The sequence below is a fragment of the Methylobacter luteus IMV-B-3098 genome (assembly GCF_000427625.1).
Classification (GTDB): domain Bacteria; phylum Pseudomonadota; class Gammaproteobacteria; order Methylococcales; family Methylomonadaceae; genus Methylobacter; species Methylobacter luteus.
The window spans coordinates 3,146,185-3,166,230 of the sequence record NZ_KE386569.1; the positions used below are offsets into that span (position 1 = coordinate 3,146,185).

The 20,046-nt window shown below is 51.2% G+C and carries 22 protein-coding genes and 1 tRNA gene; 10 read left to right on the plus strand and 13 right to left on the minus strand.

Annotated features, from left to right (window positions below; genetic code table 11):
• Positions 1-55: 55 nt before the first annotated feature.
• Positions 56-502: a DNA polymerase III subunit chi gene (locus METLU_RS0116655; protein WP_027159204.1), complete on the minus strand. Its 447-nt coding sequence runs from the start codon at positions 500-502 to the stop codon at positions 56-58.
• Between the two features lie 6 nt (positions 503-508).
• A complete protein-coding gene (locus METLU_RS0116660) occupies positions 509-1,999 on the minus strand; it encodes a leucyl aminopeptidase (RefSeq protein ID WP_027159205.1) in 1,491 nt (496 codons plus the stop codon).
• Between the two features lie 191 nt (positions 2,000-2,190).
• Between METLU_RS0116660 and lptF the strand changes: the two genes are divergently transcribed.
• The 3 genes from lptF to METLU_RS0116675 all read left to right on the plus strand — a co-directional run bounded on the left by lptF (position 2,191) and on the right by METLU_RS0116675 (position 6,194).
• Entirely contained in the window at positions 2,191-3,267 is a 1,077-nt protein-coding gene (gene lptF / locus METLU_RS0116665) for an LPS export ABC transporter permease LptF (protein ID WP_036243884.1), read from the plus strand.
• The gene (gene lptG, locus METLU_RS0116670) at positions 3,264-4,331 is read left to right on the plus strand and encodes an LPS export ABC transporter permease LptG (RefSeq protein WP_027159207.1); all 1,068 of its coding nucleotides are present in this window, start codon (positions 3,264-3,266) and stop codon (positions 4,329-4,331) included. The genes lptF and lptG overlap by 4 nt, the downstream gene beginning before the upstream one ends.
• Before the next feature lie 423 nt (positions 4,332-4,754).
• Complete coding sequence (locus tag METLU_RS0116675; protein WP_155920607.1) at positions 4,755-6,194, plus strand: hypothetical protein; 1,440 nt, start codon at positions 4,755-4,757, stop codon at positions 6,192-6,194.
• A gap of 172 nt (positions 6,195-6,366) precedes the next feature.
• Here METLU_RS0116675 and METLU_RS28035 read toward each other — a convergent pair whose 3' ends face one another.
• Together METLU_RS28035 and METLU_RS0116680 are read right to left on the minus strand one after the other, a co-directional pair.
• Positions 6,367-6,633 carry a hypothetical protein gene (locus METLU_RS28035; protein ID WP_155920609.1) on the minus strand — a complete coding sequence of 89 codons (267 nt, stop codon included), beginning with the start codon at positions 6,631-6,633 and terminating at the stop codon, positions 6,367-6,369.
• A 114-nt stretch (positions 6,634-6,747) separates the two neighbouring features.
• Positions 6,748-7,407 carry a TFIIB-type zinc ribbon-containing protein gene (locus METLU_RS0116680; protein ID WP_027159209.1) on the minus strand — a complete coding sequence of 220 codons (660 nt, stop codon included), beginning with the start codon at positions 7,405-7,407 and terminating at the stop codon, positions 6,748-6,750.
• A gap of 188 nt (positions 7,408-7,595) precedes the next feature.
• Here METLU_RS0116680 and METLU_RS0116690 point away from each other — a divergent pair, with 188 nt between their 5' ends.
• The gene (locus tag METLU_RS0116690) at positions 7,596-8,123 is read left to right on the plus strand and encodes a gamma carbonic anhydrase family protein (protein ID WP_027159210.1); all 528 of its coding nucleotides are present in this window, start codon (positions 7,596-7,598) and stop codon (positions 8,121-8,123) included.
• A gap of 169 nt (positions 8,124-8,292) precedes the next feature.
• Here METLU_RS0116690 and aroE read toward each other — a convergent pair whose 3' ends face one another.
• The 3 genes from aroE to hemB all read right to left on the minus strand — a co-directional run bounded on the left by aroE (position 8,293) and on the right by hemB (position 10,741).
• Positions 8,293-9,126, minus strand: a complete 834-nt coding sequence (gene aroE / locus METLU_RS0116695; protein WP_027159211.1) for a shikimate dehydrogenase — start codon at positions 9,124-9,126, stop codon at positions 8,293-8,295.
• On the minus strand, positions 9,126-9,656 hold the full coding sequence (locus METLU_RS0116700; RefSeq protein WP_027159212.1) for a hypothetical protein: 531 nt from the start codon (positions 9,654-9,656) through the stop codon (positions 9,126-9,128). The genes aroE and METLU_RS0116700 overlap by 1 nt, the downstream gene beginning before the upstream one ends.
• Positions 9,657-9,727: 71 nt before the next feature.
• The gene (hemB, locus tag METLU_RS0116705) at positions 9,728-10,741 is read right to left on the minus strand and encodes a porphobilinogen synthase (protein ID WP_027159213.1); all 1,014 of its coding nucleotides are present in this window, start codon (positions 10,739-10,741) and stop codon (positions 9,728-9,730) included.
• A gap of 161 nt (positions 10,742-10,902) precedes the next feature.
• Between hemB and METLU_RS0116710 the strand changes: the two genes are divergently transcribed.
• The 3 genes from METLU_RS0116710 (at position 10,903) to rimO (ending at position 14,013) form a co-directional block, all read left to right on the plus strand.
• On the plus strand, positions 10,903-11,550 hold the full coding sequence (locus tag METLU_RS0116710) for an MlaC/ttg2D family ABC transporter substrate-binding protein (RefSeq protein WP_027159214.1): 648 nt from the start codon (positions 10,903-10,905) through the stop codon (positions 11,548-11,550).
• A gap of 148 nt (positions 11,551-11,698) precedes the next feature.
• Complete coding sequence (cmoB, locus tag METLU_RS0116715) at positions 11,699-12,673, plus strand: tRNA 5-methoxyuridine(34)/uridine 5-oxyacetic acid(34) synthase CmoB (RefSeq protein WP_027159215.1); 975 nt, start codon at positions 11,699-11,701, stop codon at positions 12,671-12,673.
• Positions 12,674-12,702: 29 nt separating this feature from the next.
• On the plus strand, positions 12,703-14,013 hold the full coding sequence (gene rimO / locus METLU_RS0116720) for a 30S ribosomal protein S12 methylthiotransferase RimO (protein ID WP_027159216.1): 1,311 nt from the start codon (positions 12,703-12,705) through the stop codon (positions 14,011-14,013).
• Between the two features lie 420 nt (positions 14,014-14,433).
• Here rimO and METLU_RS25705 read toward each other — a convergent pair whose 3' ends face one another.
• The 3 genes from METLU_RS25705 to METLU_RS0116735 form a co-directional block, all read right to left on the minus strand.
• Positions 14,434-14,850: a DUF6691 family protein gene (locus tag METLU_RS25705; RefSeq protein WP_036243211.1), complete on the minus strand. Its 417-nt coding sequence runs from the start codon at positions 14,848-14,850 to the stop codon at positions 14,434-14,436.
• Positions 14,847-15,278 (minus strand): YeeE/YedE family protein, encoded by a 432-nt coding sequence (locus METLU_RS0116730; RefSeq protein WP_027159217.1) that lies wholly within the window; start codon positions 15,276-15,278, stop codon positions 14,847-14,849. The genes METLU_RS25705 and METLU_RS0116730 overlap by 4 nt, the downstream gene beginning before the upstream one ends.
• Before the next feature lie 176 nt (positions 15,279-15,454).
• A complete protein-coding gene (locus tag METLU_RS0116735; RefSeq protein ID WP_036243214.1) occupies positions 15,455-16,132 on the minus strand; it encodes an alpha/beta hydrolase family protein in 678 nt (225 codons plus the stop codon).
• Positions 16,133-16,186: 54 nt separating this feature from the next.
• Here METLU_RS0116735 and METLU_RS0116740 point away from each other — a divergent pair.
• Positions 16,187-16,263: transfer RNA gene (locus METLU_RS0116740), tRNA-Asp, on the plus strand.
• A 59-nt stretch (positions 16,264-16,322) separates the two neighbouring features.
• Here METLU_RS0116740 and METLU_RS0116745 read toward each other — a convergent pair.
• The 3 genes from METLU_RS0116745 to METLU_RS0116755 form a co-directional block, all read right to left on the minus strand.
• Entirely contained in the window at positions 16,323-17,087 is a 765-nt protein-coding gene (locus METLU_RS0116745) for a Nif3-like dinuclear metal center hexameric protein (RefSeq protein ID WP_027159219.1), read from the minus strand.
• A 5-nt stretch (positions 17,088-17,092) separates the two neighbouring features.
• The gene (locus METLU_RS0116750; RefSeq protein WP_081679127.1) at positions 17,093-17,620 is read right to left on the minus strand and encodes an NUDIX hydrolase; all 528 of its coding nucleotides are present in this window, start codon (positions 17,618-17,620) and stop codon (positions 17,093-17,095) included.
• Between the two features lie 78 nt (positions 17,621-17,698).
• Positions 17,699-18,280: a beta-class carbonic anhydrase gene (locus tag METLU_RS0116755; protein WP_027159221.1), complete on the minus strand. Its 582-nt coding sequence runs from the start codon at positions 18,278-18,280 to the stop codon at positions 17,699-17,701.
• 178 nt (positions 18,281-18,458) lie between these two features.
• Between METLU_RS0116755 and METLU_RS0116760 the strand changes: the two genes are divergently transcribed.
• Positions 18,459-19,394, plus strand: coding sequence for a LysR family transcriptional regulator (locus METLU_RS0116760; RefSeq protein WP_027159222.1), 936 nt, complete (start codon positions 18,459-18,461; stop codon positions 19,392-19,394).
• 19 nt (positions 19,395-19,413) lie between these two features.
• The gene (locus METLU_RS0116765) at positions 19,414-20,016 is read left to right on the plus strand and encodes a TetR/AcrR family transcriptional regulator (RefSeq protein WP_027159223.1); all 603 of its coding nucleotides are present in this window, start codon (positions 19,414-19,416) and stop codon (positions 20,014-20,016) included.
• Positions 20,017-20,046 lie beyond the last annotated feature (30 nt).

The window sequence follows — 20,046 nt, forward strand, 5'->3', positions numbered from 1 at the left end:
TTTAAGAGGCAAGGTTACGCGGTTGACGTTATACCTTATGTCTTAAGTCTTCATGCTAAATCTTATGTGTGGTAACGGTCAGTCCCAACTGTTGATACTGGCGGTAACGCTGCCGGCCGGCCGCCTTGGTTTCCTCGCTGTCATCAAGGATTTCTATAATGCGCTCGATCTGCTCAAGGTCCTGCGGGCATTGTGAAGAGAGATTAATCACTGTTTTCTGCCAATTTTCAGGCGCCTTTTGCGTGCCTATCAGGATGACATTGCGCTCCCATTCCGCACGTGGGAGCGAGGCTGTCTCGTTCGTATAGAGTCCGTGCGGGATGAAACTGCCTGCCCTGAAAGTCCAGAGCAGGTTGTCCATGATTTCGCTTTGCTCGGCCGAGTCGGTCAGCACATAGCAGAAATGGCCGCTACGGTAGGCTTTTTCTATCAGTTTGCAGGCAAACAGATACCGTTCCTGTTGCGAGCGTGACGGCAATAGATAAAAGCTGACTTCCGGCATGCGCTTTTAGGCTTTGGGCGTGCGGCTGATCAGATACTGGCACAAAAGCGGCACGGGGCGGCCGGTCGCGCCTTTGGTCGGTCCGGTGCGCCAGGCGGTGCCGGCGATATCCAGGTGCGCCCAGCGGAAGTTCTCGGCAAAACGCGACAGAAAACAAGCCGCCGTGATGGTGCCCGCATCCTTGCCGCCGATATTGGCCATGTCGGCAAAATTGGATTTGAGCAGTTCCTGGTATTCTTCCCACAGCGGCAGGCGCCAGAGGCTGTCGGTGGCCGTCTCGCTGGCTGCGAGCAGTTCATTGCACAGCCTGTCGTCATTGCCGAGCAAGCCGCTGGGCACGCGGCCTAAAGCCACCAGGCAGGCGCCGGTCAGGGTCGCCAGGTCAATGACCACATCGGGGTTATAGCGTTCCGCATAGGTCAGCGTATCGCAAAGGATCAGACGGCCTTCGGCATCCGTGTTCAGGACCTCGATCGTCTTGCCGGACATGCTGGTCAGAATATCGCCGGGCTTATCGGCATTGCCATCGGGCAGGTTTTCCGTCGATGGAATCAGGCCGACGATATTGAGCGGCAGAGCCATTTGCGCGGCGGCCTGCAGGGTGCCTAAAACGGCCGCGCCGCCGCACATGTCGTATTTCATTTCATCCATGCCCGCCCCCGGCTTTAAGGAAATGCCGCCGGCGTCGAAGGTGAGCCCTTTGCCGATCAGGATGATAGGCTTGCCGTTCCTGTCGCCGCCCTGGTACTCCAGCGTAATCAGCTTGGCGGGTTGGCGGCTGCCGCGCGCGACGGCCAGCAAAGCACCCATGCCCAGCTTTTCCATGTCGGCTTCTTCCAGCACGTTCACATTGAGTTTGTCGAACTTTTTGCCCAGCTCGATCGCTCGCTCGGCAAGATAAGTCGGGGTGCAGATATTGCCCGGCAGATCGGCCAGGTGTTTGGTTAAATTGACGCCTTCGGCAATGGCCCGTCCTTGTTCCAGTCCCGCTTGCGCCAAGGCGGACTCGCTTTGCGGCGCGCAGATGCAAACCTTCTCAATCTTGCTTTCCGTTTCCTTATCGGATTTCAGGTGAGTAAATTGATAGACGGCATCGCTGAAGACTTCGATGATTTGCCGTGTTTTCCACTGCCAATCGCCGTTTGTCACATCACATTCAGCCAGACAGCAGGCCACGGATTTTATTTGGGGCTTTTTCAAGGTGTTAACAGCCGCTGCCAGGGCCTTGCGGTAATTCTTACCCGATAAGGACTCTTTTTTGCCCAGACCGACCAGTAAAATGCGTTCAACAGGGCTGTCAGGAATAACGTTGATCAAGACGGTTTCGCCATTTTTTCCGCTGATATCTCCACGGCTGACGATGTTGTTGATAATTCCCTGAATGCTGTTATTGAGGGCAATGGCTGATGGGGTCAGTTGCTGATCCTCGTAAATACCAACAATGATGCAGTCAGATTGCAGTTTTTCTAAAGGCGCGGTTTCTATAGAATAGTCCATAATATTTATCGTGTAGTTGCGAGAGAATGGTTATCTTGAGCAGACAGCCGGTATGCCGTTTTGTCAAGATGGGCTGTTTGGTTTCGAATTATACAACACAAATTTATTTTGATGGGGAGACAGGCTTGGGAGCAGATTGGCCGCAAGGCTATAAAATGGAACGGGGTCCGTTGATCACCGTTCTGGATAAGATGATTATGCGCGATTTGATCAAAACATTGCTAGCGGTTTTGACCGTGATTGTCGTCATTATCGTCAGTCGGAGATTTATCAAAATTTTGGATAAAGCGATTGAAGGGCAGGTATCGAATGAAACGTTGCTGAGCATTTTGGGATTGAAAATTGTGGTCGCCAGCATCGCTTTCCTGCCGGTCGCTTTATTCATGGCCGTATTGATGGTGCTGGGTCGTATGTATCGGGATCAGGAGATGTCGGCGGTTTTTTCCGCAGGAGGCGGCGCCGGCACTATTTACCGTGCTGTATTCCTGCTGGTTTTTCCGTTGAGCGTACTGTCTGCGGGCCTCTCGATGTATGTGGCTCCCTGGGCGGAAGCCAAGACGGAGGAGATAATGCAGCAGGACGAGAAAACTGCTGATATCAGAGGCGTCGCGGCGGGGAAATTCAGCGAAATATATACTCATGGCGATCTGGTTTTTTATGTAGAAAGGATTGGTGACGACAAAAAGATGCACAAGGTATTTGTGCAACACAGACAGCCTAATGGCAATCTGGCGATTATTAATGCTGAAGCAGGGCGGATGCAGGATTTAAAAGAAGGCCGTTATTTGATTCTGGAGCAGGGCGAGCGCATACAGGGCCTGCCGGGCGCTGTCAATTATGTAATTGAAAATTTTGCAGAATACGCCGTCAGGATAGATGAGCAAAGCGCTGTCATCAATGCGAGTCGCGAGGGAGTCCCAATGGATGTGTTATGGAATTCCGATGTCATACGCGACATTGCCGAATTGCAGCGCCGCTATTCCATTCCTTTAAGCATGATTTTTCTTAGTCTTCTGGCCGTGCCGTTGGCACAGAGTGCGCCCCGGGGCGGCGTTTACGGCAATATGCTGGTCGCCTTTTTAATCTATTTCAGTTACGGGAATCTTATTCGTGTCAGCCAGAGTTGGGTCATCAATGAAACAATTCCTGCCTGGCTGGGTGGTGTTTGGGTGTATTGCATATTATTTCTGGTTGGCACTGGATTGTTGATCAAGCTGTACGGATGGCAGTGGGTTGTGATGAAAATCAGGGAAAAGGTGGCAAGGTGAATGTACTAACCAAGTATATCGTCAAGGAGATTTTGAAAGGTTCGTTGATTGCGATTCTACTGTTATTGACATTGTTTAATCTGTTTACCTTTAGCGATGAGTTAAAGGAACTGGGAAAAGGACATTATGGCTTAAAGGAAATTTTTTCCTATTTGGCCCTTACCTCGCCCCGGGTTTTTTATGAATTGGTACCGTCATCAGCCTTGCTGGGCAGTTTGTTCATATTGGGCTCCATGGGCAATAACCGTGAATTGATCGCCATGCGCGCGGCAGGGCTATCCGTTATGGGGATTATTAAAGCAGTGATGCTGGCAGGTGCTATTTTAGTGGCGATTTCCATTGTAGTGGGCGAGTTTGTGGCGCCATTGACTGAACGCGCGGCGCAGATGCTCAAGTCGACTGCCCAGAATGAACAGGTCACTATGAATTACCGCTATGGCCTTTGGCTGCGTGAAGGCAAGAAGTTCATTAACGTTCGGCAAATTATCGATGACGGGCATCTTGTTGATATCCGTATTTTTGAACTGGATGATCAGAACCGGTTGCGCCAGAACCTGCATGCGGATAAGGCGACTTTTCTAAAAGATCAGCAATGGAAATTGGAAGGCATCAGGCAATCAAAGATTTCAACAGAGCAAATGGTCGCCAGTACACAGCGTGAGCAGATCTGGAAATCATCGATCGCGCCGGATTTGCTGAAAATTGTTGTCGTGAGCCCTGATAATATGTCGCTGTATGACCTGGCGATGTATATTGATTTTCTTAAGGAAAATCATCAAAAATCCCATTCCTTCGAACTGGCTTTCTGGGGGCGTGTAGTGAATCCGTTAGTTACATTCATCATGCTGCTGGTGTCGGCGCCGTTCGTGATAGGTGTTAAACGAGGCGTCAGCGTTGGCGGCAGGATGATGATCGGGGTAATCATCGGCATGGGATTTAATATTTTTGACAAAATCGTCGGACACATGGGATTAATTTATGATCTCAATCCTCCGTTAATGGCATTTTTTCCAAGCCTGATCGTTCTGATGCTGGCTCTATTCGCCATGCGGCGCGTGCAATAAGTGTGCTGGGCAGTATTTAAATTCTGCCCGGCTTTGTATCAATTCTCAATGTATTCCGTCAGGTATTTTATACGCGGCGCAGAAGAGCTAAAAGTATAATAAAAACATTACTGCTAATGATTACTTGTATAAATTGGGAGGGTAAAAATGGAAAATTTAAGGTTCAGGACGGCGCCGGATATAAGCGATTATAAAATCCCTTTTGCGGTTAATGAACAAGCGCTCACTGATTGGTTGCGTACTTTGTCCATGCAGCAAAATTACAATTCATGCAAGGAACTCTTCTGTCTCCTGCAAGCTTTTACCCGTATCGAGATAGATCCGCAACAGCATCTGGTCTATCTGCAAGCAATCAATACTTACCTGGAAGACCTTGTAAAGCAGTTGGAAAAAAACTATCTGGATGCCGGTTTCGCTCTCAGTATGGAAGAGCGGGCGCATGTCGATATTGTCACGTTTGCCTACGCGATGCTGGCTGAAAATTACTCACTTTTAGGGCGCAGATCAATTGATCGGCTTGATGCGCCTGAACTGGTTTTTTATCTGGCTTTACAGGCGGCAGGCAGAGCTTTGTTGCATATGTCCCAGGTTTATATGCAGCCCTATGAGGGGTTCTGGCTCTTCTGTTACGGGATTTATTCGCTAGCTGAGAAAGCGGGGTTTCTGGATGTGGAAATTAAATCCCGGGAATTTAAAGGCAAAACCGTCCATGTCGCTTTTAAGCATATTCTGGCGTTTGAACTGTTGGGCACCAATCAATTCAGGCCACGGGAATTGAAGTTGATTTTTCGTGTACTGGAAAGTTTTTCCGACCAGGTTCTCTGCGTGAAAGAGGTTACACAGGAATGCGCCAAGGATCTGTGCGTTTTTAATCTGAAACAGGATCAAGAGCCTAGGCATCTAGCACAAGCGCAGACGGTAAAGAATGATGCCGATCGTTATGTTTCCCCGGTTAGAGTTGCGAAAACCCTTTATCAGCTTGTGCAACAGGAATCGTCCGGACAGGGAGCATTAAAATCGATAAACCGGTCAGTATTCATACGCGCCGTAAAATCTTTAAGTCTGGCGCAAAAAAGAAAATATACCCGAATTGCCGAACAGCAGGATGGCTTGGGAATCATTGGTTTTAATAATTTGATAAGCTTCTTATGGAAAAATAATCTAAACGAAAAGGAAAACTCAATCCCGACTCAGGAAAGAGACCCCAGAATTTGTGGGAATTGGCAGGCTCCCGATTTGGAGCTGGTGCCGGAAGGCCATGAATGGATGCATCAGATGGAAACGTATTATAGGAAAGCGCACGCTGAAGACTCACCGATAAATAAAATTTTAAAGTTAAGCAGCGAAATCCCGCATGACAGTCGAGTCTGGAAGTCATCGAATATAGAGAAGAGCAAATTGCTTGAGGATGTGTCGGTCGGTGCTTTTGAAATAATTAATAGCAGCGCTCAGGGCTTATATATTTTATGGAAGTCCACTGATTTAAAGGTCAGGATTGGCGATATTTTTGCAGTGATTTCGGCTAAGGATAAGAGAGTGGAAATAGGCTTGATTCGCAGAGTCGGCAAATCTACTCAGCAAGGCGTAGGTTTAGGAATTGAAATGCTTGGCTTTGAATCTGAAGTGGTTGGTTTGATGCAGTCCGGTCAGAAGGAATTGGCTTGTTGGGCTATTTTCCTGCCCGGCATCAGGGCATTAAAGAAGCAAGACAGTATTGTCTTTAACACGAGCGATTTTTCATTAGGTGAATTTGTTAATATACGGCATGGAGAAAAAGATACCTTATGTCGGTTAAATAAATTAATAAACTCCACTTCCGCCGTCAGTCATGTGGAGTTGCTTTATGTCACGGATTCAGTATAAATAAATCATTACTGATTGGTAATATAGTGTTTATGAATGTCATCTATATTCCGAATGAGATTATATTTGGAGAGATAATTTTTTGATTATTAGCTCTAGTAATCTCTGTGTTAAAGTAAGTAAGTACTTGTAATTTTTACAGGTAAATGCAGTATGTTAATAACCATATAAATCAAGAAGGATATGCAATGAAAACTAGAGAAGTTATAGCGATAAGTTTATTCGGTTTGGCTTTATTGACTGGTTGCAATAAAGGGGAAGAAACGACTACACCTGCCACAGGCAGCTCATCAGAAACAGCTCCCGCAGCGACTACTCCTGCTCCAGCGACTACAGCTCCTGCTCCTGCCGAATCAGCTCCCGCGGCACCTGCGCCTACCGAAACGGCTCCTGCTACTGAAAGCAAATAAATAGAAATAACCGATAGTGCGTTCGGCATTTTCGGTAGCTTATTTCCAAATGGGTGCCGGGTATGGCTTATACCCGGCAACTCCTCGCTCTTAACTCGCCAGAAATATCTACAAACCATGGTTTGGATAGGGTTTCTACAGTTTCAATCGGTAAAGTATTTTCCGATAAACCAAACCACGGCTTCGAATAAATCAATTACCGGGCTCATGTCCGCGTAACGGGGTAACGTGTCAGTGTAATCGCGAGCCGTCTTGTAATGGCTTGAGCTTGTTTCGGCTTCGATTGTCCGTTCATGCAGTAACTGACCGCCGGCTTTTTTCCATTCCAGCAGATGGGTTATTTCGCCGCTGTCGAGCCAGATGCCGTGGTTTTTGCAGTGGTCGACAACCACGCCGCTGCGATAGGCAAACACGCGCCGGCTCATAAAGGCGCGGCAAACAGGGCATTTGATGTACTTGACTTTTTTATTGCCCTGGTAGCGATCCTTATTGATATTGTCCAGATGTTGTCGGTTGGTATCGAAAACGTTCGAGACCGCGCTTTCAAGCAGGATGTCTATTTCCCCGGGATCAAAGAACAATCCGAAACAGTGTTCACAGCGCGCGATCAGAAATGCGCCGTTGATATTGAGCTCGATGGTTTGCAGTTGCTTATCGCAATGAGGGCACAATTGATTAGACTGTTTTTGGATAACCGTATACGAATGCCTGTTTTCCAGATCGACATCATTATGTGAGCCGCAATATAAACATTTGTTGGTATTTGCCGGCAGCGGCGCTGCACAACTAATGCATTTAGCCATGATTTTAGAGTTTACCGAGGAAGATGATCTGCCCGCATTGCCTATAATAAAACATCAGTATTTAACCAAGTCTTTGATGTATCATGTTTTAGCATGCCAAGCCAGAATAGGGCGCTCATACAAGTATCAACAGGTTTTTTATATTGTGCGTTCAGAGCATAAATTATAGTTAACAATCAGGAGGTAGTGTGGCCATCAGAAAATTCAATGATAAACAGCCCAGCATCGGCAAGTCTGTCTATATTGATGACAGCGCCGTGGTGATCGGTGACGTGACGATTGGAGATGACGTATCGATATGGCCTACGGCTGTCGTCAGAGGCGATGTGGAAAGCATCGCGATCGGCGAGGGCACCAATGTTCAGGATGGTGCCATATTGCATGTATCGCATGCCGGTACGTTTTCGCCGCAAGGGCATCCGTTAACGATCGGCAAAGGCGTGACGATCGGGCATAGGGCCGTGGTTCATGCTTGTACCGTCGGAAATTACTGCCTGATAGGCGTCGGTGCCATCATTATGGATGATGCCGTGCTTGAGGATTATGTCATGCTGGGAGCCGGAGCGCTGGTGCCGCCCGGAAAAACGCTGGAAAGCGGTTATCTCTATGTAGGCGCGCCCGCCAAGCAGGCAAGGCCTTTAAAAGAGTCCGAAAAAGAATTTCTGGAATACTCTTACCAGCATTATATGCATTTGAAGGATCAGTATTTGAAATAGGCCAAAAGGAGAAGAGACTATGAAAGTATTCAATAGAGAGATAACCACGAAGGACACGAAGTTTTCAATAGATTGAATTCTCAGGATTATTTGCTTCTAGCTTCGTGGCTTTCGTGGTGAATAATACTTTTTACTTTCTTTTACAGATTCGGCCTTACCGTTGCCCGTTTCAAGCTTGGCGCTCCGAATTGAGCAATTCAATAACAGGCCGGGTTTCAGGCCGGACGCCGCGCCAGATGAAAAATGCCTCGGCCGCCTGTTCGACCAGCATGCCAAGCCCGTCCAGACTTTTCGCCGCGTTTTGTCCGAGCCCCCAACGCACGAAAGCGGTCGGATCATTGCCATAGGCGAGGTCGTAGCAGATGCCGTTTTCAGCCAGTACGCCATCGGGCAGAGGCGGCAGTTGGTCGCTTAAGCTGGCCGAGGTCGCGTTTAAAATCAAATCAAATTGCTGATTTTGCAAGTCGTCAAATCCACAGCCGCTGACAGTCCCCTTGTGCTGGAAAGCTTGTGCCAGATCGGTGGCTTTGTCGACAGTACGGTTGGCGATGATGATGGAGTGCGGCGCTTGCTCAAGGAGAGGGCCTATGATGCCTCGGCCGGCGCCACCCGCGCCCAGAATTAAAATCCGGCTTCCTGTCAAGGTGATGGCATGGTTGGCGATTAGGTCCGTTACCAGTCCTTTGCCGTCCGTGTTATCACCGAGAATAGAACCGTCTGGCTGCAAGGCGAGCGTATTGACAGCCTGGCTCAGTTGGGCTCGTTCGGTTTTGTTGTCGGCAAAGGCCCAGGCCAGTCCTTTTAGCGGTACGGTGCAGTTCAGCCCTTTGCCGCCGGCGGCGAAAAAAGCCGTGACGACGATCCGGAACTGTTCGGCAGGCACATCCTGCGCGGTATATTCAAGCGCCTGTCCTGTCTGTTCGGCGAAAAGCTGATGGATTCTCGGGGATTTGCTGTGTTTGACAGGATGGCCGAATACGGCATAGCGATCTGTTGTCATCATTATTGCGCTCTTTTTTCCATCCAGTATTCCCACAAGACCGTTATCAGCACAATGCCGATGGCAATCAGTATTTCTATCCACAGAAAGTGTTCCGTATAAGCGGCAACAACAGCGGAAGTGCCCAGGAACAGTCCAACGAAGCTGAAGCGCCAGCCTACTCGCAGGCCGTCGAGAATGGTCGACAGCGATAAAATCAATAAAATAACCAGACCTGCGCTTTCAGGATCAATGCGCCCTGACTTTTGCACCAGGAAAGCGCCACCAACTACTATCAGGGAAGTGAGCCAGTGAATGGACTGCTCGCGAACTATCTTCTTGAAATCGTCGATATTATGCTTCGATTGCAGCCAGCCGATCAGGATCCCGAACAGGCCGAACACGAACACCATAATGATCCAGTAGCCCAGGCCGTCGGCAGGAGAAAAATCGTTAATGCCGATGCCTACCAGCGACAGGATCAGCAGCAGGACCAGAATGGCTTCTTCAAAGTGAAACCTTCTCTTGGAGGGGATTAGATAGTCTTCCGACATGGCACAGATTCCAGATTCAGGGTTATAAAAAGAAAAATGCTCGCCTTACAGAGAGTCAGGGCGGTAAACGATTAGTCCTGCAGCCATTGCGCTACGGATTTGGCAAAATAAGTCAGAATCGCATCGCTGCCGGCACGCTTAAAGGCCAGCAGGGATTCCAGAACCACCTGTTTTTCATCCAGCCAGCCGTTCATGGCGGCGGCTTTGAGCATGGCATATTCGCCGCTGACCTGATAGGCGAAAGTCGGCACGCCGTACTGGTCCTTTACGCGGCGGATAATATCGAGATAGGGCATGCCGGGCTTGACCATGACCATATCGGCGCCTTCCTGCAGGTCCAGCTGAATTTCGCGCAGCGCCTCGTCTGAATTGGCCGGGTCCATCTGATAGCTGTATTTGTTGCCCTTGCCCAGATTGCCGGCCGAGCCGACGGCATCCCGGAAAGGACCATAAAAGCTCGATGCATACTTTGCAGAATAGGCGAGTATGCGCGTATTGACATGATTCTGGGCTTCCAGCGCTTCTCTTATTGCGCCGATGCGCCCGTCCATCATGTCCGAAGGCGCGACGATATCGGCTCCGGCTTCAGCATGGGATAGCGCCTGCTTGACCAATACGGCTATCGTTTCGTCATTCATGACATAGCCGTCCTGATTGATCAGGCCATCCTGCCCATGGGATGTGAAAGGGTCCAGGGCAACGTCGGTAATAATGCCCAGTTCCGGTAAGGCTTTCTTTAAGGCTCTCACGCTACGTTGAGCCAGGCCGTCAGGGTTATAGGCCTCGGCGGCGTCGTCGGATTTTTTATCCGGAGGCGTTACCGGAAACAGCGCAATGGCGGGAATGCCCAGTTCATAAAGCTCACGGGCCTCCTCCAGCAGCAGGTCCAGGGAGAGCCGCTCTATGCCCGGCATCGAAGCGATGGCTTCCCTTTGATTCGCACCCTCGGTGACAAACATCGGGTAAATCAAGTCATCAACGGATAAGCGGTTTTCGCGCATTAAACGGCGGGAAAAATCGTTATAACGCATTCTTCTCATGCGTGTGCGGGGGAAATTGATGTTATTATATGTCATCTTATCCATAGTCATGGGTTTGGAAATTATCAGAACCTCTGGCCTGAGTCATGCAGTTCGTTAAGTACGCTTTGCGGGCGGATTGGCTGGGATTTATTTTATCAGGGAATAGGGGTCGCTGATATTCGAAAATGGAAAGTATTCGCTAGTTTCAATTCTTAGAGGGTTTTATGAAGGCTAAACAATATACGATATTCGTTTTATTTGCATTATTGCTCGGTCTAATGCCGATGACGAAAGGCGTGGCAGCCGATCTGTTGCCTCCGCAACAAGCGATTGAAGATGCTTCGACAAAACTGCACGCCAAATTGCAAGACAGAACGTTTGCTCAGGACTTTGTCCAGGTTACACGGTTTGTCAACGAAGTCATCATGCCGCATACCGATTTCGACAGGATCTCCGCATTAGTGCTGGGGCAGAACTGGAAAACAGCGACCAACGACGAACGGCAACGTTTTAAACAGGAGTTCCAGACTCTGCTGGTAAGAACTTATTCCAGAGCCTTCGTTGAGTTCCGCGACTGGACAGTAAGGTTTTTACCGCTGGAAATGGAACCGGGCGCGACAAAAGTTGTAGTCAAAACCGAAGTTCTGCAACCCGGCATTCAGCCGGTCGCGGTAAATTACCGGATGGTACAGAGCCACGGTGACTGGAAAGCTTACGACATCATGATTGAAGGTGTCAGCCTCGTGACTAACTATCGCACGACGTTCAGCAATGAAGTTAAAACCAAAGGTTCATTAAACGCAGTGATCGACGGGCTGGCCAAACGCAATGCCGAAGCGCTTGCCTCAGGCAGAACAGCAGCTACTTCCTAATTGCTTGACCTCGTTTTTAGTTTTGATTACCACGAAGTCCATACTTCGTGGTAACGCTCAATAGTTCTGATTGACTGCCTACACTATCCCCCGTTTTTTTCAGTTAATGCTGTGCCCGGATGCAAACAGCGTATTTAACTTTATCTGAATGATTGATTATCAACCGTTAATTGAAACCCTGCTTGATGCCAAGGCCGATGCCTGGGTTCAACTGTTGCCGCAACAACTGGCCCGCGCGTTCGAGCCGGCCAATCACGGCACGCTGGCCCAGTGGCAGGCACTGATCGAGCAACTGCCGGAATCGGAACATAGCGGCTCATTGCTCGATGCCGATGCCGTGCAAATAGGCCGCCCTGAAGATCTGGCCGACGAAGCCAGAAAACAGCTGGAAGCTCAGCTCAAGATCCTGCACCCCTGGCGCAAAGGCCCTTACGATTTGTTCGGCGTTAAAATTGACACTGAATGGCGCTCGGACTGGAAATGGGACCGCCTGAAGAACCATGTTGCGCCGTTAGTCAATCGCCTGGTGCTGGATGTCGGCTGCGGTAACGGTTATCACTGCTGGCGCATGCTCGGGGCCGGAGCCCGGATGGTGGTCGGCATTGACCCGCTGCTGCTTAACGTCATGCAATTCCAGGCGATCCGGAAACTGCATGGCGAGGCGCCTGTCTACGTATTGCCGATCGGCATGGAAGAGGTGCCTTATGGCCTGAGGCTGTTCGATACGGTATTTTCCATGGGCGTGCTGTATCACCGCCGTTCGCCTGTCGATCATCTGCTTGAATTAAAGGAATGCCTGCGGCCTGGCGGTGAACTGGTGCTGGAAACGCTGGTCATAGACGGCGGACCGGAGCAGGTGCTGGTGCCTGAAGATCGTTATGCCTGCATGCGCAATGTCTGGTTTCTGCCGACTTGCGACACTCTGATAGGCTGGATGAAGCGCTGCGGTTTCACCAATATCCGCTTGGTCGATGTGACTGTCACCAGTACGGAAGAACAACGCACGACTGAATGGATGACCTTTCATTCCCTCAAGGATTTTCTTGATCCCGATGATCCGAAACTTACCCGCGAAGGCCTGCCGGCTCCCAAGCGCGCCATTATTATTGCGAATCCGGCTTAGCCGGCTGTTTAACATTACACGAGATTAAAATGACTGCCCCACATATTGGTTTTATTAGTTTGGGTTGCCCGAAAGCCCTGGTCGATAGCGAAAGGATTCTAACCAAGCTGCGTGCCGAAGGTTACACCATTTCGCCGACTTATCAGGACGCCGATCTGGTGGTTGTCAATACCTGCGGCTTTATTGACGCCGCGGTCGAGGAATCGCTGGACAGTATCGGCGAGGCGCTGGCCCATAACGGAAAAGTCATCGTGACCGGCTGCCTGGGGGCCAGGGAAGCCGAAATCCGCGCACGCCATCCGCAGGTGCTGAAAGTGACCGGCGCGCACGCCCTGGAAGAAGTCGTGGCTTCAGTGCACGAGCATCTGCCGCCGCCGCACGACCCGTTCACGAGTCTGGTGCCCCCGCAGGGCATCAAGCTGACGCCGCGCCATTATGCCTACCTGAAAATCTCCGAGGGCTGCAATCACCGCTGCACGTTCTGCATCATCCCGTCCATGCGCGGCGACCTGGTCAGCCGGCCCGTCGATGATGTTCTGTTCGAAGCCGAGCGACTGGCCAATGCCGGCGTCAAGGAACTGCTGGTCGTATCGCAGGATACCAGCGCCTATGGCCTGGACCTGAAGTATCAAAGCCGCGACTGGAAAGGCCGCTCCGTGCAAACACGGTTTTATGATCTGGCCGAAGCGCTGGGCGATCTGGGCATCTGGGTGCGCATGCACTATGTGTATCCGTATCCGCATGTCGACGATGTGATTCCGCTCATGGCCGAAGGCAAAATTCTGCCTTATCTGGACATACCGTTTCAGCATGCCAGCAGCCGCATACTGAAACTGATGAAGCGCCCGGCCGCCAGCGAAAACAATCTGGACAGAATCCGTGCATGGCGTGAAATCTGCCCGGATATCACTTTGCGCAGCACGTTCATTGTCGGCTTTCCCGGCGAAACCGAGCAGGAGTTCGAAGAATTGCTCGACTTTATGACCGAAGCGCAAATGGATCGGGTCGGCTGCTTCGCCTATTCGCCGGTCAAAGGCGCGGCCGCTAATGACTTGCCGGATCAGGTGCCTGAGGAAGTCAAGCAGGAGCGTTTAGCGCGCTTTATGGCCCATCAGGCCGAAATCAGCGCCGCCCGCCTGCAGAAGCGTATAGGCCGCATCGAGACCGTGTTGATCGATGAAGTCGTCGAGGAAGGCGCCGTGGCCAGAAGCAAGGCCGATGCGCCGGAAATCGATGGTCAGGTATTCATCGACGGCGCAACGCATCTGAAAGTCGGTGATTTTGTTGAAGTCGAACTGGAAGAGGCCGATGAATATGATATGTGGGGACATTTGGTTTAACGCCGTGTAGTGACCACAAGACAAAAAGGGCGATTACTTGGCCGCCCTTTTTGTTTCCTATTGGCAAACCGTTTTTGGCTAATAAAACCGGCATGGATTGATGTGCTCATGACCACTGCTTCCAGTCGTAGGGTACGCATTGCGTACCTTTTTAGAATCGCGGAGCTGGCAAACGTCGAAAAAGGTATGCGATGGATACCCTACAACGCTAGGCGATCCAAGAGAATTTGGTTCCGCAGAGTGTATGCGCTCTGCGGCGGGGAGTCTGGCCGATGGCACGGATGTTTTTAAGCAGTGTAGGTGCGAATTTATTCGCACTGCCTGTTTTATATCTTGGGTGTCCCGGGTCGAATACCCTCCAGGGCACAAGTGAATTCGACCCTACAACTGCGTGACATCAGTTAACTAATCTATTTCATTTTATTTTCTTTCAGCAAGCCATTTCTGGGCAAAAAATCCGGTATAGATCGAAGCGACCATGACCACTGCTTCCAGTGAGCCCAATCCCAGGCCGGCCACGGCCGGTCCCGGGCAATAGCCCGTCATGCCCCAGCCTATGCCGAACAGGCCCGCCCCCAATAATAAAGGTTTGTCGATCTCCCGGCGTTTGGAGACGTGAAAACCGTCGTCCAGTAGGGGCGTAGGGCGCTTCAGCACCCATCTGAAAGACACAAACGCCACCGCTAGAGCGCCGACCATGACAAACGCAAGGCTCGGGTCCCAGCTTCCGGTGATATCGAGAAAGCCCAACACTTTGTCGGGATTGACCATTTGCGACAGCGATAACCCCAGGCCAAACAGAATGCCGCTGACAAGGGCGAACAGGATTCTTTTCATACGGTCAGCTCCAGGATATGACGGATGATGTAAACAGTGATGATGCCGCCAGCCATGAACGTCAGGGTTGCCAGTATCGAGCGCGGCGATAAATTGGCGATGCCGCAGATGCCGTGGCCGCTGGTGCAGCCGTTGCTCATGCGGGTGCCGAAACCGACCAGAAAGCCGCCTGCTGCCAACAGTCCTAAAGGGTAGCCCTGCCGCGCTGTAAAGAAGCCAGGCACAATCAGACTGAACAGAAAAGCGCCGATGACAAGGCCGGCCAGGAAAGCGAGTCGCCAGCTCATTTCGTTTCTCGAAGAGTTGAATACACCGTTCATGATGCCGCTGACGCCGGCCATGCGGCCATTGAACAGCAGCAGAAGTGTTGCGCTGATACCGATCAGCGCGCCGCCCGTTAACGCAGAGACAGGGGTGAAATTTTCCACAAAACAAACTCCAGCTTAATAATGAATTGAAAATATTCTACTATTTTCCTGTTCATTCTGCTGAGCTAGGTAAAAAGTTGGTAGGTTTTTTCTGCTTGCATATCCTGTTGGTCAGAAGGCGGATTACGATGCGCACAAAGGCCAGTGGCAAGCGGAAGGTTCAATGGCTTGCGCATCTAACCCGCTCTACGGCCCTGAATCCAAGTGGCGCTGGTTGCAATGACTTCATCCATGACCGCCTGCTCGCTGCGGTTAAACCGCTTCAGTACCTTGAAGGAATGGTCGCCGCCTTCGATGATATGCAGGTCGGGGTAAACTGGCAGTATCTTTAAAACCGCCTGCAATTTATCGAGATCGCATAAGGCATCGCGCGTGCCCTGAAAAAACAGCATTGGCGCCGAGATAGCCGGTAAATGCTCGGCTCGCAATTTATCGGCTTTGCCAGCCGCATGCAGCGGATAGCCGTACAGAATAACGCCGCCGAATCCCGGCCGTTGTGCCGCTATCATCGACGCATAACGTCCGCCCATGCTTTTGCCGGACAGTATCAATTTTTCCGGCGCAAGCCGTGTCTTTTCTAAAACGACATCGATAACGGCTTGCCAGGTTGCTTCCAGAACGGTCGGTCGGTCGGGCGCCTTGCGGCCTTGCTCCATGTAGGGAAAATTGAATTTGACGGTCAAAATGCCGTGTTGGGCGATGCCTTCATGCAGAGTACTGATAAACCCGGAGTGCATGTCGTTGCCGGCGCCATGCGCAATAATCAGCGCGTGCTGATACTGCTGGGGGACCAGCCATACGGAGCTGATTTCGGTGCTGTCGTTGACTTTAATTCGATGATTTTCCTGTTTCATAGAGAATAAGCTTGACGGATTAAAAAAATGTTATAGAATACGCGCTCTGCAAACGGAGCGGTAGTTCAGTTGGTTAGAATACCGGCCTGTCACGCCGGGGGTCGCGGGTTCGAGCCCCGTCCGCTCCGCCATACATGCAAGTGACACTAAAGCCCTCGACAGGGCTTTTTTTATGTCCGGCGTTTCGGCATTAAGCCGGATTGTCGCTGCCGATAAAAACGCAATTTACGTCGAATTGCTCGCGCGTTTTTTCCATTAGGGCCTGTATGCCGAACTGTTCGGTGGCGTGATGGCCGCCGGCGAACATATGCACGCCGTTTTCCTGACTTTCATGCCAGTCATGCTCGCTGATTTCGCCGGTTATGTAAGCGTCCAGCCCTTCTTTCGCCGCCAGTCGCCATTCGCTGTTGGCGCCGCCCGTGATAATGCCGACGGATCGGATCAGGGCATTGCTGTCCGGTGTCGCCAGAATTACAGCATGTCCCAGCACGGCGGCCAGCTTTGCCTGCAATTGTGATGCTGTAAGAGGCGATGCCAGCATGCCTTTGATGCCCGTCGCCGAGCCCTTGTAATCACCGAAAGGCTCTTGTTGTCCGCAGCCGATCAGCCGGCCTAAGATGGCGGCATTGCCGATCTCGGCATGGCCGTCCAGGGGCAGGTGATAACCGAACAGGTTGATGTTATGCCTGACCAGCGGCAGCACGCGCTGGGCAAAGGCGCCGATCAAAGGTCGGGCGCCGTGAAAACTCCAGAACAGACCATGATGCACGACCAAGGCGTCGGCCCGATTGTCGACGGCCTGCCTGATCGAATCGCGCGTCGCGGAAACGGCGAAGGCGATGCGTTCGATTTGTGCGGTCCCTTCTATTTGCAGACCGTTCGGGCAATAGTCGGCGTAGCTTTGCGGATTCAGCAGGACGTTGTAAAAATCGTTGAGTTGTTGCTGCGTAATCATGGATTTTAAGGCCTGTAGTGTCGCCAGATCGTTTTAAAGGTTTCGGTCAGTGTCTGATCATCGGCCGCGATGCGCGCGGACAGGTCCTGCTCCGAGAACCAGTCCCCGGTCTCGATTTCATCAGGCGCCAGCGTAAACGGGCCGTTATGCCGGCAGCGGTAAACCTGGATGAATTCCATGCCGATAGCGGCCGTGGCCGGCAGCTTGAACAGCGGCTCCAGTTCGTCGTCTACCTTGATGCCCAGTTCTTCCTCAACTTCACGGAGCGCACAGCTGTCATAATCTTCGCCGGCATCGACATGGCCAGCTGCCGAAGTATCCCACAGGCCGGCATTGAGGTCTTTCAACAGCGATCTTTTCTGCAGGAACAGCCTGCCCTGATCGTTGAAGACCAGAATGTGTACGGCGCGGTGGCGCAAGGACTGGGCATGGACATGATGGCGCGGCAGCGTATCGATCACACGGTCGTTTTCATCGACGACCGGGAGCAGTTCATTGTACATAAGAGAATTTAACAGTAAAAAACAGGACATGAATTTTAGACTGTTATGGCGGGCGCGCAAACCCGCCTTGAGGAAATTGCCCGCCTAACAGGGCGGGCAGAGCAGTGTTTAGCGGGCTTTTCCGGCTTCAGTGGCGGCCGGCACTTCAACCATTCGACCAGACTTCACGTCATAAATATAACCGTAAACAGGAATGTTGGACGGCACCAGGGGATGGCTTTTAATGCGCGTCACATCTTCGAGCACGCTTTGTGCCTGATCTTTAATCGTCAGCCAGTCGATATACTTGCCCTCCGCCGAGCCCGGACCTTCACAGCAATCGTGCCAGCCGTTTTCATCGATGGAGGCGGTTTTCAGACTACTGCCCAGCAGGTCACGCATGATCTCGTCGTTAAACGTTTCCATGCCGCAATCGCTATGATGAATCACGAACCATTCGCGCGTGCCGAGCAGTTTATAGGAAATGACCAGCGAGCGGATCGCATCATCACTGGCGCGGCCGCCGGCATTGCGGATGACATGGGCATCGCCTTCGGACAGGCCCGCATATTTGGCCGGATCCAGGCGCGCATCCATGCAGGTCAGGATGGCAAAATGGCGGCCCGGCGGCATCGGCAGATCGCCTTTGTCGCCAAAATTGTTCACATACTCTCTGTTGGCTGATAGAACTTCATTCAGAATTTTGCTCATGATTTCCTCTCATTATTATTATCGGCTATAAAAAAACCGCTGAGCCTTAACATGTTGCATGCGTAAGACTCAGCGGCCCTAAACTATCTCCGGCCTGAAGTCTAGACCAATAAACTGGCGTTTTAAATAGATATATAAATTTATACAATATAAACTTATAGTTTATAAAGTTTGGCTCATGGATAAATTAAACAACATTCAAGTATTCTGCCGCATCGTCGAACTGGGCACATTTGCCGCGGTCGCGCGCGAAATGAATCTCTCGGCCATGATGATCAGCAAATACATGGCCCAGCTGGAAGAGTCGCTGGGCGTGGCTTTGCTGAACAGGACCACACGCCGGTTGAGTCTGACTGAAGCCGGTGAACTCTACTATTACCGCAGCAAGCAATTGCTCGAAGATTTCTCGGAACTGGACGATTACACCGCGCGACTGGGACGGCAGGTAAAAGGCACATTGAAGATCAGCGCGCCGATTGATTTCGGCGGCATATACATGGTGCCCGCCATTGACGCCTATCAGCGCGAGCATCCCGGGGTCAGGATTTTGATGACGCTGCACAACAGTCGCGTCAATTTAAGCGATGGCAGTTTCGATTTGTCCATTTTAGTCACTGACCGCCTGGACCCGGGCGTCGTGGCCCGGAAAATAGCCGAAACGCGTCTGTGCACCTATGCCTCGCCTGCCTATCTGGCTGAACAAGGTGAGCCCGAACATATTGATGCCCTGCATTCACACCGTTGCCTGCATTATGTCGATACGCCGCACAAAGACTATTGGGTGTTTAATGTTGGCAAGGAAGAGACTAAAATTAAAACCAACTGGCATTTCGCCTCCAATAACGGCAGGGCCTTATGTCAGGCTGCGTCCTTGGGCATGGGCATCACGCAGGCGCCGGAAATATCGGTCGCGAATTACTTGGCGCAGGGCCAGTTGGTAGAGATCCTGCAGCCTTATCGTATTCCCGCTTTGGCCGTTTATGCCACTTATCTGCAAAGGCGCTTTTTGCCGGCCAAGCTCACGACGTTTGTCGAGTTCCTGGTTAAATACTTTGCCGAAAATAACAGCCACAACGAAGACAAGCTTAATACAAGGGAAAAGACCCCAACTTAAATATAGGGAACAGCTAACTATGGCAAGACGAAGCGAACACAGTCTGGAAGAAATCAAGGAAATGGTCCTGAAGGCCGCCGAGAATATAGTGATCGAGGAAGGCTATTCGGCGCTGACCGTGCGCAAGATCGCGCTGGAGATCGGTTATACGGTCGGCAGTATTTACATGGTGTTCGCCAATATGGCCGATCTGGGACTGCACATCAAGGGGCGAACGCTGGATGACATAGCCGCGCACCTGGAAGGCGTTAATGATGAAGCGGCTGAACAATGTATCGAAGCGCTGGCGAAGGCTTATCTGTTCTACGCGAGCCGAAACTTCAACCGCTGGCGCATGATTTTCGAGCACCGTTTGCCGGAGCGGGCAGAGATCCCGGACTGGTACCAGGCGAAAGTCGATCAGGTTTTCAAAAAGATGGAAGCGCAGTTTGCCCGACTGGCCCCGCAATGCGGCGAAGTCCAGCGAAAACGCGCGGCCCGTGCGTTGTGGGGCGGTATCCATGGCATTTGCGAACTGTCGCTGACCGGCAAAATGGATCTGGTCGGCGTTCATGATGTGGAAGAGAGTGTGGCGCTATTGGTCAGGAACTTCATTCGCGGCTGGGTGGCGGAAGTGCATTAACTGACGACAAGCGATATTACACATGCTGTA

What these genes read in the sequence shown, in the direction of transcription:
- METLU_RS0116655 (WP_027159204.1), bottom strand. Translation starts at nt 502, where the DNA reads ATGCCGGAAGTCAGCTTTTATCTATTGCCGTCACGCTCGCAACAGGAA.
- METLU_RS0116660 (WP_027159205.1), bottom strand. Translation starts at nt 1,999, where the DNA reads ATGGACTATTCTATAGAAACCGCGCCTTTAGAAAAACTGCAATCTGAC.
- lptF (WP_036243884.1), top strand. Translation starts at nt 2,191, where the DNA reads ATGATTATGCGCGATTTGATCAAAACATTGCTAGCGGTTTTGACCGTG.
- METLU_RS0116675 (WP_155920607.1), top strand. Translation starts at nt 4,755, where the DNA reads ATGGAAGAGCGGGCGCATGTCGATATTGTCACGTTTGCCTACGCGATG.
- METLU_RS28035 (WP_155920609.1), bottom strand. Translation starts at nt 6,633, where the DNA reads ATGCCGAACGCACTATCGGTTATTTCTATTTATTTGCTTTCAGTAGCA.
- METLU_RS0116680 (WP_027159209.1), bottom strand. Translation starts at nt 7,407, where the DNA reads ATGGCTAAATGCATTAGTTGTGCAGCGCCGCTGCCGGCAAATACCAAC.
- aroE (WP_027159211.1), bottom strand. Translation starts at nt 9,126, where the DNA reads ATGATGACAACAGATCGCTATGCCGTATTCGGCCATCCTGTCAAACAC.
- METLU_RS0116700 (WP_027159212.1), bottom strand. Translation starts at nt 9,656, where the DNA reads ATGTCGGAAGACTATCTAATCCCCTCCAAGAGAAGGTTTCACTTTGAA.
- hemB (WP_027159213.1), bottom strand. Translation starts at nt 10,741, where the DNA reads ATGGATAAGATGACATATAATAACATCAATTTCCCCCGCACACGCATG.
- METLU_RS0116710 (WP_027159214.1), top strand. Translation starts at nt 10,903, where the DNA reads ATGAAGGCTAAACAATATACGATATTCGTTTTATTTGCATTATTGCTC.
- cmoB (WP_027159215.1), top strand. Translation starts at nt 11,699, where the DNA reads ATGATTGATTATCAACCGTTAATTGAAACCCTGCTTGATGCCAAGGCC.
- rimO (WP_027159216.1), top strand. Translation starts at nt 12,703, where the DNA reads ATGACTGCCCCACATATTGGTTTTATTAGTTTGGGTTGCCCGAAAGCC.
- METLU_RS25705 (WP_036243211.1), bottom strand. Translation starts at nt 14,850, where the DNA reads ATGAAAAGAATCCTGTTCGCCCTTGTCAGCGGCATTCTGTTTGGCCTG.
- METLU_RS0116735 (WP_036243214.1), bottom strand. Translation starts at nt 16,132, where the DNA reads ATGAAACAGGAAAATCATCGAATTAAAGTCAACGACAGCACCGAAATC.
- METLU_RS0116745 (WP_027159219.1), bottom strand. Translation starts at nt 17,087, where the DNA reads ATGATTACGCAGCAACAACTCAACGATTTTTACAACGTCCTGCTGAAT.
- METLU_RS0116750 (WP_081679127.1), bottom strand. Translation starts at nt 17,620, where the DNA reads ATGTCCTGTTTTTTACTGTTAAATTCTCTTATGTACAATGAACTGCTC.
- METLU_RS0116755 (WP_027159221.1), bottom strand. Translation starts at nt 18,280, where the DNA reads ATGAGCAAAATTCTGAATGAAGTTCTATCAGCCAACAGAGAGTATGTG.
- METLU_RS0116760 (WP_027159222.1), top strand. Translation starts at nt 18,459, where the DNA reads ATGGATAAATTAAACAACATTCAAGTATTCTGCCGCATCGTCGAACTG.
- METLU_RS0116765 (WP_027159223.1), top strand. Translation starts at nt 19,414, where the DNA reads ATGGCAAGACGAAGCGAACACAGTCTGGAAGAAATCAAGGAAATGGTC.